This is a genomic window from Burkholderia sp. S-53 (assembly GCF_025560745.1).
GTDB lineage: Bacteria > Pseudomonadota > Gammaproteobacteria > Burkholderiales > Burkholderiaceae > Burkholderia > Burkholderia pyrrocinia.
In genome coordinates this window covers 1,117,011-1,131,453 of the sequence record NZ_CP090482.1, presented here as the reverse complement: position 1 = coordinate 1,131,453, position 14,443 = coordinate 1,117,011, and the positions used below count along the sequence as shown (strand labels likewise).

General features: G+C 66.0%; 11 protein-coding genes. 9 read left to right on the top strand and 2 right to left on the bottom strand.

Going from position 1 to position 14,443, the window contains the following annotated elements; genetic code table 11:
• Window positions 1-246 precede the first annotated feature (246 nt).
• The 6 genes from LXM88_RS04760 (at window position 247) to LXM88_RS04735 (ending at window position 9,384) form a co-directional block, all read left to right on the top strand.
• On the top strand, window positions 247-5,310 hold the full coding sequence (locus LXM88_RS04760) for a trifunctional serine/threonine-protein kinase/ATP-binding protein/sensor histidine kinase (RefSeq protein WP_262530887.1): 5,064 nt from the start codon (window positions 247-249) through the stop codon (window positions 5,308-5,310).
• A gap of 55 nt (window positions 5,311-5,365) precedes the next feature.
• Window positions 5,366-6,034 (top strand): response regulator transcription factor, encoded by a 669-nt coding sequence (locus LXM88_RS04755; protein WP_412524084.1) that lies wholly within the window; start codon window positions 5,366-5,368, stop codon window positions 6,032-6,034.
• 132 nt (window positions 6,035-6,166) lie between these two features.
• On the top strand, window positions 6,167-6,550 hold the full coding sequence (locus LXM88_RS04750; RefSeq protein ID WP_262530884.1) for a response regulator transcription factor: 384 nt from the start codon (window positions 6,167-6,169) through the stop codon (window positions 6,548-6,550).
• A 136-nt stretch (window positions 6,551-6,686) separates the two neighbouring features.
• Window positions 6,687-7,754, top strand: coding sequence for a sensor histidine kinase (locus LXM88_RS04745; protein ID WP_262530883.1), 1,068 nt, complete (start codon window positions 6,687-6,689; stop codon window positions 7,752-7,754).
• Window positions 7,751-8,014 carry a hypothetical protein gene (locus LXM88_RS04740; RefSeq protein WP_262530882.1) on the top strand — a complete coding sequence of 88 codons (264 nt, stop codon included), beginning with the start codon at window positions 7,751-7,753 and terminating at the stop codon, window positions 8,012-8,014. The genes LXM88_RS04745 and LXM88_RS04740 overlap by 4 nt, the downstream gene beginning before the upstream one ends.
• 77 nt (window positions 8,015-8,091) lie before the next feature.
• The gene (locus LXM88_RS04735; RefSeq protein WP_262530881.1) at window positions 8,092-9,384 is read left to right on the top strand and encodes an MFS transporter; all 1,293 of its coding nucleotides are present in this window, start codon (window positions 8,092-8,094) and stop codon (window positions 9,382-9,384) included.
• On the opposite strand, the gene LXM88_RS04730 is transcribed toward LXM88_RS04735, so the two are convergent.
• Together LXM88_RS04730 and LXM88_RS04725 are read right to left on the bottom strand one after the other, a co-directional pair.
• Window positions 9,381-10,310 (bottom strand): alpha/beta hydrolase, encoded by a 930-nt coding sequence (locus tag LXM88_RS04730; RefSeq protein WP_262530880.1) that lies wholly within the window; start codon window positions 10,308-10,310, stop codon window positions 9,381-9,383. The genes LXM88_RS04735 and LXM88_RS04730 overlap by 4 nt on opposite strands.
• A 229-nt stretch (window positions 10,311-10,539) precedes the next feature.
• Entirely contained in the window at window positions 10,540-10,833 is a 294-nt protein-coding gene (locus tag LXM88_RS04725; protein ID WP_262530879.1) for a DUF4148 domain-containing protein, read from the bottom strand.
• An 896-nt stretch (window positions 10,834-11,729) separates the two neighbouring features.
• On the opposite strand from LXM88_RS04725, the gene LXM88_RS04720 reads away from it, so the two are divergent.
• The 3 genes from LXM88_RS04720 to LXM88_RS04710 all read left to right on the top strand — a co-directional run bounded on the left by LXM88_RS04720 (window position 11,730) and on the right by LXM88_RS04710 (window position 14,349).
• Complete coding sequence (locus LXM88_RS04720; RefSeq protein WP_262531641.1) at window positions 11,730-12,158, top strand: DUF3331 domain-containing protein; 429 nt, start codon at window positions 11,730-11,732, stop codon at window positions 12,156-12,158.
• Between the two features lie 441 nt (window positions 12,159-12,599).
• Entirely contained in the window at window positions 12,600-13,559 is a 960-nt protein-coding gene (locus LXM88_RS04715) for a LysR family transcriptional regulator (protein ID WP_262530878.1), read from the top strand.
• 202 nt (window positions 13,560-13,761) lie between these two features.
• A complete protein-coding gene (locus LXM88_RS04710; RefSeq protein WP_262530875.1) occupies window positions 13,762-14,349 on the top strand; it encodes an NADPH-dependent FMN reductase in 588 nt (195 codons plus the stop codon).
• The last annotated feature ends 94 nt before the right edge of the window (window positions 14,350-14,443 follow it).

Genomic DNA, 14,443 nt, shown 5'->3' with positions numbered 1-14,443 from the left:
GACGGCTCGCGTGTTTACAGTGGTGCCGGCAGAAGGTCGTTGCGATCGGTGGGGGGCGGCAACGACCGAGTGGAGTCGACGAGGGGCGCCGGCCGTGGCATGCGCTGCGGTTGCGGGTCCGATCGAACGGATACGACCGGGTATCCCGCTCCGAGCCGGTGCACAGGTACCGACATGTCGCGTGCCGCGCCGCCGTGCCAGCGGCGTCCGGGTTCATGCCCGCTACCGTTTCCTTACTGCATTCGCATGATCGAACTTTCGACACGACGCTTGATTGAACTTTGCCCCGGCCCGCCACGGCTGCAACGTGCGATCGACGACAATGGGCCGTCCGTCCTGATCGCCGGGCGCGGTGTGGCGGCACCGTCGGCCGTCGCGGCAATGCAGCGCGAATACGTGTTGCGCGCGGTGCTGCGCGATGGCTGGTCCGCTGTTCCACAAGCGATCGTGTCGCACGGCGGTGGGGCCGTGCTGGTACTGGCCGATCCGGGTGGGGAGCCGCTGTCGGCTGCCGGTGTACCGCCGGAAGGGCCGGCCGCGTTTCTGCGGCTCGCGATTGCGCTCGCGACGACGGTAGGCGCGATGCATGCGGCCGGTGTCGTGCATCGCGCACTCGCGCCGCATCGCTTCCTGGTGGACGGCGACGGCCGTGCGTTCCTGACGGGCTTCGGCCATGCCGTCTGCCCCGGTGCGATCGACCCGTTGCGCGACGCCGAGCTCGATTGGGACGACACGAACTTCGTCTACATGGCGCCCGAACTCGGCGCGCGCATGAACACGTGTGTCGACGCACGGGCCGACCTCTACTCGCTCGGGTGCATCCTCTATGAGCGACTGGTCGGTGTGCCGCCGTTCGACGCGACCGATGCCGCTGCACTCGTGCATGCGCATGCCACGCATTCGGCGCGAGCGCCTCATGAGCGTGCCCGGTACGTGCCCGAGCAGATCTCGCGGATCGTCATGAAGTTGCTCGAGAAAGCCCCGGACCAACGCTACGGCACCGCCGCGGCGCTCGTCGCCGATCTGCGGCGATGCGAACAGTGCTATTGCCGCGACGGTCGCATCCCGATGTTCGTGCCCGACGGACAGGCAGCGCTGCAACGTTTGCAGCAGACTGCTCACGTGGTGGGCCGGGAAGAGGAGCTCGATGCGTTGCTCGCGCAGTACCGTGTCGTCGCCGCCGGGGGCGAGGCGCGCGTGGCGTGGATCTCCGGCAACTCCGGCATAGGCAAGTCGACACTGCTGCTGGAAGCCGTTGTGCGAATCCGGCATGACGGCGCACCACTCGTGGCCATCGGCAAGGGCGAGGAGGGGAGCCGCGGAACGCCCTACGCCATGCTTTCGCAGGTACTGGGGCCGCTGCTGCAGTTCGTGCTCGGTTGCGTGGACGACGAATTCGAAATCTGGCGCGCCCGAATCGGGATGGCGGTGGCGCCTGTCGGGCGCACGCTGACGAGGTTCCTGCCGGCGCTCGCAGCCGTGCTTGGCCCGCAAGCGGGCATGCCGGAACAAGCCGACCTGGCTCCCACGCTGGAGCGGGCCCGCGTGTTGCAGGCGCTTGCCCGGCTGATCGCCTGCTTTGCGGCACCGGAGCGCCCGCTCGTGCTGCTGCTCGACGATCTGCAATGGGCCGATGCCGGCACGCTGCAGGTACTGGAGCGTCTGCTGGTCCAACACCGCGAGACGGCGTTGCTGCTTGTCGGCGCCTATCGCGGGAACGAGGTCGATGCGGGGCACCCGTTGCGGGCCGGCACGATGGCCGACATTCCCGACGCGTTCACGATGGAACTGGGGCCGCTGAACGAGAGCGCGACGACCGAGCTGATTGCCCGGGCGCTGCATCACGATACCGAAGCGCTTGGCCCGTTGTCCGACGTGATCGGACGGAGAACCGGCCGCAATCCGTTCTTCGTGCATCGTCTGCTGCGTCTGCTGGCTGATGAAGGCATGCTCGATTACGATGCGGGCGCCGGCCTTTGGCGCTGGAACATCGCGCGCATTGCCGCGCATCGCGGGGGCGAAGACGTCGCCGTGATGTTGGCGCGCCAGTTCGAGCTGCTGCCGGACGCTGCGCAATTCATGTTGCGTCTGCTGGCCTGCATCGGCCAGCGCGCATCGACGCGCCTGCTGGCCGTGGCCGCTGGCCTGACCGAGGGCGACGCGACGCAGTGTCTGCAGGCCGCGCTCGAGGCAGGCAGCCTCCAGCGCGACGGCGACGACTGGACGTTCCGGCACGACCGCATTCGCGAGGCCGCTTACGCGTCGATCCCGGAGGGCGAACGGGCGCCGCTGCATCATGCGATTGCCTGCCGCTTGCTCGCGGCCGAAGACGCCTGCGCCGACGCCTTTGTGCTGGCGGCGCAAGCGAATCTCGCAAGCACGGTCATCGATGCACCCGCGGAACGCAGCGCGTTCGCGCGCGTGAACCTGGATGCCGGGCAGCAGGCCAGGGCGGCAACCGCGCATCACGCCGCGCTCGGCTTTTTTCGCGCGGCACTCGATTTCCTCGGCGTACGGAACACCAGCGAGGCAGGACTGAGGGCGCGCATGCTGTGCGGCGAGGCCGAATTCATGACGGGTGCGCTCGAAGCCGCCGAAGCGCGCCTCGCCGAACTGGAGGTCGTGGCCGGGGATGGTACTTTCGGCGCCGAGCTCACGCGCCTGCGCGCGGCGTTGTACACGACGCTGGGCCGCTTCGACCTTGCGCTCGGCGTCGGGCTCGCGTTCCTGAAGCGGGCGGGCATCGATATCCCGCCCCATCCCGGCAGCGCAGACGTGCATCGCGAATACGTTCGCCTGCGCGGCTGGCTGGACCGGCACGGGATCGAGGCGCTGCGTGATCTGCCGGTCATCGCCGATCCGCTGCAGCGGGCGATCGTCGACATCTTTGTCGACCTCATCCCGCCGGCACTGTATTCGGACCAGGATCTGGTCGACGTGATTCTGCTGCGCGCGGTCAATCTCGCGATCGAGCATGGCCATTCCGACGCCTCCGCCGACGTATACGTCTGCATGAACCAGATCTTCGGCGCACGTTACGGCGATTACGCCGCGTCGCTGGCGTTCGGTGAGCTCGCGCTGCATCTGGTCGACGAGCGCGGACTCGATCGTTACCGCGGCCGCGTGTACATGGCGTACGGGACGATCGTGGTGCCGTGGGTGTTGCCGGCACGTTCAGCCCGTGGCTATATCGCGCGGGCGTTCGAGATCACGGTCGAGTGCTGTGACCACACCTTCGCGCTCTATTGCAAGCGCAACGAGGCAACCGGGATGCTGTTTGCCGGCGAGTTTCTCGCCGACGTGCGCGACACCGTGGCGCGTGGGCTGGCCATCGCACGCGATGCGAATTTCCAGCTCGTCATCGATGCGCTGCTCGCGCAGCAGAATCTGGTGAGACGGTTGCAGGAAGGCGAGACCGGCGATCGCGACGCGTTGCTGCCGCCGCCGGACGAAGGCAGGCCGGCGACGCTGGTCGATCTCGCCTACTGGGTCTATCGATTGCAGGCGGCGCTGCTGTTCGGCGATCTGCCGGACGCGCTCGAGGCGCGCCGCCGCGCCGAAGCATGCGAGCATGCCGCGCGCTCGTTTGCCGAGCGGGCCGATTTGCCGTTCTACGGTGCACTCGCCCTGCTCGCGTTGCCGCGCCGTGACGCGTCGCAGCAGGCTGCGCTGCAGCGTCATGTCGAGCAACTCGACGTCTGGGCGCGAGCCTGCCCGTCGAACTTCGACGCACGACGCGAACTGGTGCGCGCGGAGGAGGCGCGCGTGCACGGTCAATCGGCGGACGCCGCGCAAGCGTATGCGCGTGCCGTGACTCACGCGCGCGTGCATGGCTTTACGCAGGTCGAGGCGCTGGCGTCCGAGTGCGCGGCGCGATTCCATGCGGGCCGCGACGAGATCGCTGCGCAAGCCTATTTGCGCCATGCGCAGGGCGCATGGCAGCGCTGGGGGGCGTTGGCCAAGGTGCGGGAACTGCAAGCAGCGCATGCCGATGTATTCGATGCGCAAGCGTGGAATCCCGCCGGGAATCGTTTGCACGAGCTCGACGTCCGGGCGGTGCTGCGCATCTCGAACGCGCTGGCGAGCGACATCGTGCCGGCGCGCCTCGTGGAGACGCTGTTGCGCACGACGCTCGAAAGCGCCGGGGCCGAAAACGGCGCGCTCGCGGTGCTGCGCGAGGGCGTCTGGCATGTGCCGGCGCGCGCGGACGTGGTCGACGGGTCGATCGTCGTGACGCAGGCGGCCGAGCCTTTCACGGCGAGCGTGCTGCCCGTGTCTCTCGTGCAGGCGGTTGCGCGTACGCAGGAGGGCGTGGTGATCGACGATGCGTCCGAGTCGCCGGTCCACGCACAGGATGCGTACGTTCGGCGCAAGCGCCCCCGCTCGGTGATGTGCGTACCGCTGATGCGTTATGCGACGCTCGTCGGCGTGCTGTACCTTGAAAACAATCTGGCGGCGCGGATGTTTACCACGGCCAAGGCAGCCCTGGTGGAAGTGATCGCGTCGCAGGCCGCGTTCGCGCTCGAGAATGCGCGGCTCTACGAGGAACTGGTCGAGCAGAACCGTCAGCGCGCACATGCCGAGGAACAGCTGCGGGCCGCACTTGCCAGCCTCGAGCGCGCCAGCCGCCTGAAAGCGATGGGCGAGCTCGTCGCGTCGATCGTTCATGAAATCGGACAGCCGATTGCGGCCGTCGATACGTCGGCGAGCGCGGCGTTGCGCTGGCTGAACCGGGAGCCGCCGGACGTCGGCGAGGCGCGGGAAATGCTCGTGCACATCAACCGGGGGGCGGCGCGGGCCAAGAGCATCATCCAGGCACTGCGCGCGAAGGCGCGCAAGGCCGCGCCGCAGTTCGCGACGGTGGATCTCAACGAGGCCGTCCGGGAAGCCGCGACGCTGGTCGCGCGGCAACTCGACGCGCTCGACGTCGTGCTGGAGCAGCGCGGCCAGGACAGCCCCGTCTATGTCCATGGCGACCGGATCCAGCTCCAGCAGGTCGTGATCAACCTGCTCACGAACGGCGCGGAAGCGATGGCGGACCTCGAGACGGTGCGTCGCCTGTCGCTTGCTTGCGAAGCGGACGGCGTTGACAGCGCACGCGTGACCGTGGAGGATCTCGGCAGCGGTATTGCGCCGGAGATTGCAGACCGGCTGCTCGAACCGCTCTTTACGACCAAGGAGAACGGGATGGGCATGGGCCTCGCCATCTCGCATTCGATCGTCGATGCTCACGGCGGGACGTTGACGTTGTCGACCCGCGACGGCACCGGTACGCGCGCGATCGTGATGCTGCCGCGCGCCGATCCCTGACCGGGTCGTCCGCCGCCACGCGGCCATCCCTGAAAATTCACCAGCGAATACTTCGATGCCCGAGACCAGAATGCCCTACCCGAATCCTTCATCTGCGGATCGGAACAGCCGTGTCGTCTACGTCGTCGACGACGACGAGTTGATTCGTGCCGCGCTGATCGGGCTGCTGCGATCGATCGACCTGGACGTTCGCGCATTTGCGTCGACAGAAGAATTTCTCGCGGCGCCGAAGAGCGCCGGACCGTCGTGCCTGGTGCTCGACGTGAGGCTGCGCGGGCAGAGCGGGATTGCGTTCCAGAAGTCGCTGGTCGAGAACGGCGGTCCGCAGATGCCGATCATCTTCATCACGGCGCACGGCGATATTGCGATGACGGTGAAAGCAATGAAAGCCGGCGCGATGGATTTCCTGACGAAGCCGTTTCACGACCAGGAAATGATCGATGCGGTGATCGCGGCGCTCGATCGCGATGCGAAACGGCTGGAGGCCGATCACTCGCTGCTCGATCTGCGCGCGTGTTGGGAATCGCTGACGCCGCGAGAATGCGAGGTGCTGCAACACGTCGCGGCGGGCTTGATGAACAAGCAGGTCGCGGGGAACATGGGCATTGCGGAGATCACGGCCAAGATCCACCGCGGTCAGGCAATGCGCAAGATGCAGTGCCGCTCGGTCGCGGAACTGGTGCGCAAGATGAGTGCGCTCGGCATCGGGCCGCCCGCACGCTAGCGGCGGCACCGTCATTGGGGAAAGCCTACCCCATACGTAGATATGGTGACGGTGCGGCGGCGCGCCGGTATGCTGGCAACTTGGGTAGCCGTAGTCGGGACGGTCCGTTCCGTTCATTCGCCATAAGCAGGGATGCCTTTTTCACTCTCAGCCACCGATCTCGTATCGATTGTCGACGACGACCCGTTCGTGCGGGCCGCCGCGAGAAGCTTCGTGCGTTCGCTGGGCGGGGACGCGCACGAGTTCGCGTCGGGCCCGGCGTTCCTGGCTTCGGACGTGGCGTCGCGAACAGGCTGCCTGATCTGCGACATCCAGATGCCGGAGATGGATGGCCTCGAGGTGCTGGCCCGGATCGAAGCCCGCGGGCTGAACATTCCGACCATGTTCGTCACGGCGTTCGCCACTGCCCGCGAGCGCGAGCGCGTGCGGGCCAGCGCCGCGCTGTGTCTGCTCGAGAAGCCGATCGACGCGCAGGAACTCGAGACGTGGCTTGCCCGCGCGCTCGGCTACGCCTGACCCGCCGCAGTTTGCCGCCACGGCAACCTAAACCTTCGTAGGGGATGGATGGCCGCTCGTTTGATGGTGCGAGCCCCCATCTGCGTGTTTTCATTCTTCCTGTACCGTCCGCCGTGGCGGCGACAGGAGAACGAAGATGGCGAACCTTCTTACCGTATCGTGCGGGGCCTTGTCCGAATTCCGCATCGCGCGTCGCATCCGCAACGTCGCCCGCGCAGGGTTCCCGTATCTGCGTGAGTTCATCGTGTGGCCCGTCCGTCTTGTCCTCGCGGCCGGCGTGCTGCTCGTCGCGGAGCGCATGCATGACGCTCGCGCCATGCTGCCGAACGCGTTGCCCCCCGTTGCCGGCGGTGGTCTGCTGCTTGCAGGTGCGGCCGGTATCCTGTTTGCGCTGGCGGCGGTGCTGTGGCTGCGTACGCGGAGCCTGGACGCGAGAATCCGGCAGCTCGCCGCGGCGATCGAGAATCATGGCGTCGACGCACTGCCCGACGCACCGGTCGAACGCGGCGCGCCGTCGATCGCCAGGCTGACACGCGCGATCAACGACGCGCATCGCCAGCACGCGGAACGCGTGACGGAGTTGCTGCATGTGCTGGCCGCGTACGCGCATGATCTGCGCACGCCGTTGACGCGGATGATGCTGCGTAGCGGGATGCTGGAAGATGGCGCGTTGCGTGACGCGATGGAGCGCGATCTTGCCGAGATGGGGGAACTGGTCGAAGCGAGCCTTGCCTGCGCACGGCTTCAATGCAGCGTGGCGGAGCCGCCGCGGCGCGTCGACGCGGACGAGTTGCTCGGCGTGCTGGTCGACACCTATCGCGACGCGGGCCTGACCGTCGGCCTGGACGGGCGGGTGGGCCATCCGCTGGTGACCTGCCCGCACGCGCTGCGCCGCGTGCTCGTCAATCTGATCGACAACGCGCTGCGTTACGGCGGCGACGTCCGCCTGTGTGTCCGGGTCGAGGCCAGACGCGTGATGCTCAGCGTGGTGGATTCGGGGCCCGGCATCGTGCCGGCGGAACTGGAGGCGGTATTCGCGCCCTGGTATCGTGCGCCGCAGACAGCGGCGCGTGCGTCCGGATCGGGGTTGGGGCTGGCGATCGCGCGTCGTCTGACGCAGGCGATGCAAGGGGAATTGCAGTTGAACAACCGCAGTACCGGAGGCCTCGAAGCGAGAGTGACGTTGCCGCTCGCCGTCGCATGACGGCATGGGGCGATGTCATTGGCGAGCGTGACGGCATTGCCCCGCTGGGCGAAGCCAAAGCGATCGTCGAGGCGCCGCGCCGGGATTGCAGCGAGAGCCGGCGTCGCTCTGTTCTCGACGAGTTGGCGCCAACTGAATTCGCTCGTCGGCCGGTGCTGTCGAAGATGCCGGTGTTTTCCGGCCTGACGGCGGCCGAAGGGGCCTGCCTTCATCGATGCGCAACGTCGGCCGCGTCGACAAATCGGCGCGCCATGGAATGACACGAACCGGTCAGGTGTTATGAGCGAGGAGCACGTCATCGGGTTGGCGTGCCGTCCCTGAACCAGACCTCTTCCAGATGAATTCCACAGACTCGCGTCAGATTCCGGTTGTACCGCATCGTCCGCTGGCAGGCAGTGATCACCGAACGCTGGTACTCGCCGCGTTAGGCGGGGCACTGGAGTTTTACGATTTCGTGATTTATGTGTTTTTTGCAGCGGTGATCGGTCATCTGTTCTTCCCGCCGTCGATTCCCGACTGGCTGCGCCAGGTGCAGACATTCGGCGTGTTTGCGGCGGGCTATCTCGCGCGGCCGCTCGGCGGCGTGATCATGGCGCACTTCGGCGATCTCGTCGGTCGCAAGCGCATGTTCACGATGAGCGTGATGCTGATGGCCCTGCCCACGCTGATGATGGGGCTGCTGCCGACCTATGCATCCCTCGGGATTGCCGCACCCGTGCTGCTCCTGCTGTGCCGGGTGTTGCAAGGCGCGGCGGTGGGCGGCGAGGTGCCCGGGGCCTGGGTGTTCGTCTCCGAACATGTGCCGCCGCGTCATATCGGTTATGCCTGCGGTCTGCTGACGGGCGGCCTGACGTTCGGCATCCTGCTCGGCTCGCTGATCGCGTCGGCGATCAACCATCATTATTCGCCTGCTGAAATCAGTGCCTATGCGTGGCGGATGCCGTTCGTCATCGGTGGCCTGTTCGGGATCCTGTCCGCGTTCCTGCGACGCTGGCTCAATGAAACGCCCGTGTTCATCGAGATGAAGCAGAGCCGGTTGCTGGCCGGCGAAGTGCCGTTGAAAGCCGTGCTGCGCGATCACGGCCGGGCAGTGCTCGTATCGATGATCCTGACGTGGACCCTGACCGCGGCGATAGTCGTCGTGATCCTGATGACGCCGACGCTCGTGGCAAAGCGCTTTCATATCGAGCCCGCGCTCACGCTCCAGGCGAATTCGGCGGCCACGTTCTGCCTGACGATCGGATGCGTCGTCGCCGGTTCGGTGGCGGGGCGGATCGGTACCGGCCGCACGATCTTCTTTGGCTGCCTGCTGCTCGGCGCATCGTATTTTCTGATGGCCCGGCAACTCTCCGCGGATCCGTCGTTGCTGCTGCCGCTCTACGCGGTATCCGGCTTCTTCGTCGGTGCGGTTGCGGCGATTCCCGTTGCGATGGTCAACGCGTTTCCGCCGATCGTGCGCTTTTCGGGCATCTCGTTCTCGTACAACGTCGCGTATGCCGTGTTCGGCGGTCTTACGCCGGTGTTCGTGTCGGTGATGCTGAAATCGAATCCGCAGGCGCCGGAGATCTATGTGGGCGCGCTGTGTATCGTCGGGGCGCTGGCAGGTCTCGCGTTGCGCCCCGCGCGCTAGGACGATGCCGTAGCAGGCGCACCCAGCTTCGCACCGAAGAAGTCGCCGAGCTTCGATACGGCCGCATCGACGTACGGCACTTTGTCGTACAGCGCGACATGGGTGGCGCCTTCAACCCAGAACAGTTCCTTGGGTTCCTGCGCAGTCGCGAAGGCGTCCGTCGACATCCACGACGTCACGGCCTCGGTGCCGGCGATCATCAGCAACGGACGAGGCGCGATCAGGTCGATGAACCGGAATGCGTCGAAGTGTGCGATGCGATCCACACTGTTCCAGGTGAAGAACCTGGCTGAGCGCGGGTGATGCGCGCGCGGCGAGCAGTAGTACTCCCAGCCTTCGAACAGATGCCGGTCGCCCGACCGCGCAAGTTCTTCGGTCGGGAAAATCTGAAACACGCCCACGCCTTCACCGTTGATCTCGGCAGTGCGAGCCGCTGCGGCGGCATCGAGCATGCGTTGGAATATTGCGGGATCCTGATGACCATCTGCGCCGAAGCGAAACTGCAGGTTGATGTCCGCGGCGCTGACCGTCGCCACCGCCTTGATGCGACAGTCGGTGGCGGCGGCGGGAATGACGTAGCCGCCGGATGCGCAGATGCCCAGCGCACCGATGCGATTCGGATCGACGTCATCGCGTGTCGTGAGGAATGAGACGGCAGCCTTGATGTCCTCGATGCGGTGGGCGGGATCTTCAAGTCCGCGCGGTTCGCCCTCGCTCTCGCCTTGGTGCGCCGCGTCGAAAGCAAGCGCGATAAACCCTTGCCGGGCCAGACGCTGCGCGTACAAGCCGGCAGCCTGCTCCTTGACGCCTGCGCCAGGGTGGCCGACGACGATTGCCGGACGCACGATCCCGGCTTCGGCAGGCTGAAGGTAGAGGTGGCCGGCGAGTTTCACCCCGGCGCTGTCGAAGGTAACGAATATTTTCATGGTTGATCCAATGGCGTGCAAAAGAGATGCTTCCCGATATCGGCCCGCACTAGCCACCACGTCACGCCGCAGACTCGTGCGAATCACTATCCACATACGTTCGTATGTTCATCGCCTATTGCCTGGGCCGACGTGAAGACCTGCGATTGCTGCTGCGCCGCTTGAAAACGGAGACAGTGGAAAGGAATCCTGAAGGCGCGTGAATAGCCTCGTTGGAGAACCCCGGCCGTTATGCGGTGCGCGCGTGCGTCGCGTCGCGATGCCGGTCGGGCGAAGTCGCATCGGCGGTACTGTCGCCTTGGGATTTCGACGGGCCGTTCTGGTCCGAGCGTGCGATCTGCAGCGCGGCGGCGATGTCGTCCGGATAGCGCGGTTCGCTGCGGGCCGGGTTGTAGCCGGCCTGCTCGAGTCGAATGAGATCGGCGCGCACGGCGGCGCTCGTGAGGCCGGGCCCGGCATCGGCGAAGGACACGACGGGAACGACGGCAAGCACGGCGGCAGCGAGGATTCGAGTGGCTTTCATGTGAGCGCTCCTGAAGTCAAGTGATCGGATCGACCGTCGGACATCCGAGTCGGCGTCGCATGTCGAATGTCTTCCGCATGTCGACAGTAGAACCCGCCAACGTATCGGCCATGTTTCCGCAACCCGGGCCTCGTGCATGCCGGTGTTTCGGGAGCGGCCCTGGATACAGTGCGATACAAGATCGGTCGGTGCCGTATCAGTGTTGCCGCGACTGTTTCGCTCACTGCGGCGGCAGTGCAATCCGCGTCGCATGGGTTCGCGCCACGTACCGAACCCGATCGCCACGACCGCCACGACCGGTGGCTGACCGGGACGACATCCGTGCCGCATCCCCCGTCGATACCCCGGGCCGTGTCGGCGCGTCCGTCGCCGATGTGCGGGGCCGCTGCATTCCGCTGAGCAATACGGGGTGCAGGTGATCGCAGTGCGTGATTCAAGGTCGAGATGGTCCGGTCAAACCATCGATTGCCCTGATCATCCCTTCGTACAAGTAGCCCCGCGCATCCGGTTTCGATACCTTGTCGTCACCGCGCCGTAGCTTGCGCTCGCAGTCCCGTTTCACGGCGGTGCTCAAGCGCTTTGCCGGAGAAACCCCTTACCGCTTGAGGATGAAGGCAAATGTCGATCAGTGAACGGATCCCGGTGTTCCTCGCGATCAGCGAGGTCTTTCTTCGTGGCGCGCGCCGGGACTTCGCCGGCGACGCGCGCGTGCCGGCCGTGCGCACGATGTCGATGTGCGCGGATGCCGTGTCGCCGCTTCCGGACGGGCGATGCCAGCCGACGGAGCCGTGTGGTCGTCATCGCGCGGTGGTTGCCGGACGGTAGCAACGCAAGCGCTGCCGCCTCTGGCGGTGCGTGCCGGAGCGATTGGATGGGTTGACGCAATGAGGATGACGATGGATTTCGCGACGAACGTGCTGGCGGTGGATCCGTGGACGCAGACGCTCGGTCTGCTTGCGCAATTGAGCGGGAGCAGCGATGCGCGCGTGGTGGCGCCTGCGTGCGAGACGCAGCGCGGGTGCGTGTCCGGATACGTGGCGCACCCGCGGCCGGTGAATGTCGTGCGTCGCGCGGGCCTGGTCAACTTTGTCGATCGTCCTACTGCAACGACCGTGACGATCGCATGGCGCGATTCGACGCATTGCTCGTACGGCGACCAGCTCTGGCAGGCGTCACGTGCCCGGGTGAACGGCGTCTGTGCGATGAGCGGGCATCCGATCCACGCCGGCGACGCCGTCTACCAGCCGCGCCCGGTTCAGCCGACGCCGCTCAACGCCGACGCGATGATTCTTGCGTCGGCGCTGCAGGAGATCGAAGAGGACTGATCGATCTGTGTGGGTTTTCCTGACGGAGCCGGGGGTTTCATGAGCCGTCGGCCCCAGACAGAAGGCTGTACTGCCGGGCGAATTCGAACTGGCGCCGGATCGCGGCAGGCGTGCTGAACGAGCAGATCTCCTGCAACACGGGGATGGCGGATATCGCGGCCCGGATTCATCGCGTTCAGGCGATGCGGAAGATGCGGTGCCGTCCGGTCGCCGAGCGGCTGCGCAGGATGGATGTGCCCGGCATCGGTCGCGTTTGCGCGGTGGCCTTGCCGCTGTCGTCGGGGGGAGCCAACCCATACGTACATATGATGGCGGCGCGGCCGCGCGGCGGTAAGCTGGCACGTCGGGCAACGGTGTTCCTGACGGGCCTGTCCGTTCGCCTAGCCGTGGTGCACGGTTTGACGGTGTTGAGTGTGGTTCGACTTCGAAGACGAGGGGCGATTGGATACGCTACAGAGCATGCGGATATTTGCCAGAGTCGCGGAATGTGGCAGCTATACGGCTGCCGCCCGGCGTATGGAGATCTCCACCGCTTATGTTTCCCGGTCAGTGTCCGATCTCGAAGCGCACTTGCGCACACGACTTCTGAATCGCACGACGCGCAGGATTGCGTTGACCGAGGCCGGCGAGCGCTATCTCGATCGCTGCCGCAGCATTCTGGCCGATATCAATGCGGCGGAACGCGAGGCTGCCGACACTCAGGCACGTCCGATCGGACGATTGCGTATTCATGCGACACCCAGCCTCGGACAGTACTACGTCGCGCCCGCCGCGGCACTGTTCCGTGAGCGTTATCCCGACGTGTCGATCGAGCTGACGCTCGGACAGGACATGCCCGACCTGCTGAACGATGGCTACGACGTCACGGTGCAGATGACGCTCGGCAACCTCCCGGATTCCGGGCTCGTGGCTCAACGGCTGGGAACCTCGTACAGCGTGCTCTGCGCGTCGCGGGCCTATCTGGAGCGCAATGCCATGCCGCGGGACGTCGATGAACTGAGGCAGCACGCGTGCGTGCAAGTCGTGACGCCGTTCTTTTCTCCCGACAGCTGGTCGTTCGACGGGGCTGCCGGAAGGGCCGAGTTTGCACTGACCGACACGTTTTTTCGCGTCAACAACGCAGAGGCACTGTCAGCTGCATTGGGCAGCGGAATCGGAATCGGAGCGCTGCCGGTCGCGAGCGCGCTACCCGCGTTGAGGGCCGGCTCGCTGATCCGAGTGTTGCCCGAGTACCGGCTGCAGACCGTCACACTGCATGCGCTTTACGCGTCGCGGCAATATCTGGATGCGAAGATCAGCACCTGGGTTGAGCTGCTGCGCGACGCCATCTCGGTCAAGCTGACCGCTCAGGAGGCCGAGTTGCGGGACATGGAAACGCGCCGAAGCTGCAGCCTGGTCTGAACGCCCGTGTTCCGGTTGCTGCAACCCTGGCATCCCGATATCGCATACCAGGATGGAAAAGTTTGACCGCCCGGCGGTTTTTGAGCCGTCACGAAGCAAGCGTTGATTCTGTATTTCCTGCCGGGCGGCAAGATCGAGTACCGACCGCCGCCGGCAGATCGCAACCGATCGGAACGCCGATCTACTGATATCGAGGAGTGTGATGAGCATCAGGATTCTTGCAATCAGCGGGAGTACGCGCCGCGACTCGCTGAACCGGAAGCTGCTGGACGTGGCTGCGAGCGGTGCATCCGACGCGGGCGCGACGGTGACGCCGGTACGTCTGTCCGATTATGAACTGCCGATCTACGACGGCGATCTGGAGGCCGAAATCGGTGTGCCGGCTCGGGTTCGCGCGCTGCAGGCGCTGGTGGCCGCGCACGACGCGGTGCTCATCGCGACGCCGGAGTACAACGGTGGCTACAGCGCATTGTTGAAGAACGCGATCGACTGGATCAGCCGGCCGCGCGAGGACGGCACGTCCGGCGTGGCATTGCTTGGCGGAAAGGTGGCGGCGCTTGTGTCGGCTTCCCCGGGACAACTCGGCGGACTTCGCTCGCAGCTGGGCATGCGGGCCGTGCTGGACAAACTCGGGATGCTGGTGATCCCGGAATCCTTTGCGCTGAGTGCGGCGCACGACGCATTCGATGCCGACGGGAAGCTCAAGGACGCGAATGCCGAGAAGCTGGTCCGGGGTGTCGGTGCCGCGCTGTACCGAACGGCTTCGCGTCATGCCGGCCGTCCCGCCTGATGGAGCGCGGTCTTGTCTCGATCGGGGAGCGGGTCGGCAACGATGCTGTCGACGCACATACGAACGTATGCGGCGCATCATCGGAACGGTTCGT